The sequence below is a fragment of the Muribaculum sp. genome (assembly GCF_029051885.1).
In the GTDB taxonomy this organism is placed as follows: Bacteria; Bacteroidota; Bacteroidia; order Bacteroidales; family Muribaculaceae; genus Muribaculum.
On sequence record NZ_JAIDKI010000159.1, the window covers coordinates 1 to 2138 of the forward strand.

1 protein-coding gene is annotated in these 2138 nt (G+C 53.1%); it reads left to right on the forward strand.

From position 1 onward, the window contains the following. Window positions 1–71 precede the first annotated feature (71 nt). On the forward strand, window positions 72–1694 hold the full coding sequence (locus K2I50_RS06895) for a hypothetical protein (RefSeq protein WP_301025526.1): 1623 nt from the start codon (window positions 72–74) through the stop codon (window positions 1692–1694). Window positions 1695–2138: the final 444 nt, after the last annotated feature.

Consider the following 2138-nt stretch of genomic DNA (forward strand, 5'->3'; position numbering starts at 1 on the left):
TGGAAAATCACTTACAATCCGCAATCCATGGAAAATGCCCGCATACTCACCTATCTGTCGAAAATCCGCGTATGAATTCCTACATTAAATCCATCCTCACCACCGCAATTGCTGCATCGGCTGCGCTGACACCGGCCAACGCCCAACAGCTGAAAATCACGGTCGACTCCGCGCGCCACGTGGTCATCATTCCTGCCGTAGAGGGTGGAGCCGACGTGGCCGTGGCCATAGTCGACGGTCGCATATCGTCGCCCGACACCACCGTCACCATCGCATCGCAACTGCTGATGCAAAACGACCTGCGCGGACACATCGAGGATGCGGCATGGTATCTGCGCGCACCGCGCCGTGAGGCCGACCCGGCGGCCGACGCACTGATGCTGACTCAGGGATGGACACGCTACGACATGCCGGCGGCCATTCGCGGCGAAATCAACGACTCCCTCCCCTACCCGCTTGAAATCGGAGCACAGCTCGACGGAGTAATCCGCTCAAAATGGCGCGGAAAACCCCTCGCAGGCGTAACTGCCAACGTGCTCGCCCCGCGCATGGCCGACGGCGCATCGGCCGTCACCGACTCCCTCGGGCGCTTCCACATCACCGGAATCGAATGGCCCGATGGCACATATTTTGTAATAGGAGCACTCAACAAAAAAGGATATTTCGAAGAAAACATCTATCCCGATTTCGATAGCTATCCCGAAGTGACGGCTCTGCCTCAGAAGCAGTTGCATGAATCGTCGGAATCTGATGCCGAGGAGTATATAGCGCGCATAAAGTCATCCATCCAGGGCATGCATGTCGCTCTCCAGGAGGTGATTGTCCACGGAAAAAATCGTTACAAGGGTGAGAATATAATTGAGCGACTTTCTTATATGACAGTCCGCCCCGGCGAGGATGAAAACATACTCTGCTATGCCGATGCCGTGGCCAATGTGCCAGGCATAAACATAGTCGGAAATATTCTAATGCACCACCAAGTACCGGTAAGCATCTGGGTAGATGGCCGTTATATCGGTTACTATGCCGATGAGACCAAAATCCTGCGGAATGTGATACGCGGTAATTTCACACCTCCCAAAAGGAGCGGAAATGTTGCAATCAGCTCTAAAAGCGGCCAAATCTCAAACACCCCGTCATCTTTTGGCGGCGGCCTTCAATATCGAGGACTTGGAGTCTATTCGGCCAACATGGCTGCAAATGCGCTAAAAGGAGGAACAACTGCGTCAGGGGCCTCTCCCAATGATGTCCATGAAGTCAATAATGAAGAAAACAGAATATCATTGGCCGACCTCGAAGACATGTATCCTTACCTCGACAATGCATCAGTATCATATATACCACCCCATCTGGCTGTACTTTTCAAGCCGGGAATTAGCAACATTACGGATAAGACCGGAGGAATACTCAGTATCAACACCAAAAATTCCCATAAATTCCGGCGTAAACTTCCAAAGGAATTCAAACTCATAACTCCACTCGGATACCAGAAGCGCAAAAAATTCTACACCCCAGCGTATACTCCTGAAGGTATTCCGGAGGAACAGACCGGAGCAACCCTACGCTGGCTACCGACAGTCGACCTCACACAATCGATAGAGCTTCCCATCCCCGCCAACATGTCCCCGTCCGACATCGGCATCGCCGTCGAGGGCATCACCCCGCAAGGCGCGGTAGTAAGCATTACACATTAATTTGGTTAGTCGCCGGGCTACGCCAGGCATGCCTGTATATACACCCCAAACCTATGGCTGCGAACCGCTAACGCGGCTCTTGCCATAGGCTAACGTTGTGAACGCCCCCAAAGGGGCTATGCGCTAACGCGTTGAGCTGCCAATCCCGACCATCATAATCCGGATCATTCTTTGCCAATTGTGCCCAACACGCAAAACACCAACATCCATCCACTGCTCCAAATATATCCCCACAATCTCGCATCCCTACTCCACAATATCCCATCGCAACCACAAATCCTCAACATAGCGACCAAGCGACAGCTACAACTCCTCAACATAGTGACTACGTTACATCAACAACTCCACGCGTTAGCGCATAGCCCCTCTGGGGGCGTCCACAACGTTAGCCCCACCCAAGAGCCGCCATAGCGGTTCGCAGGGTGGGGTTGACCCCCTCCCCCC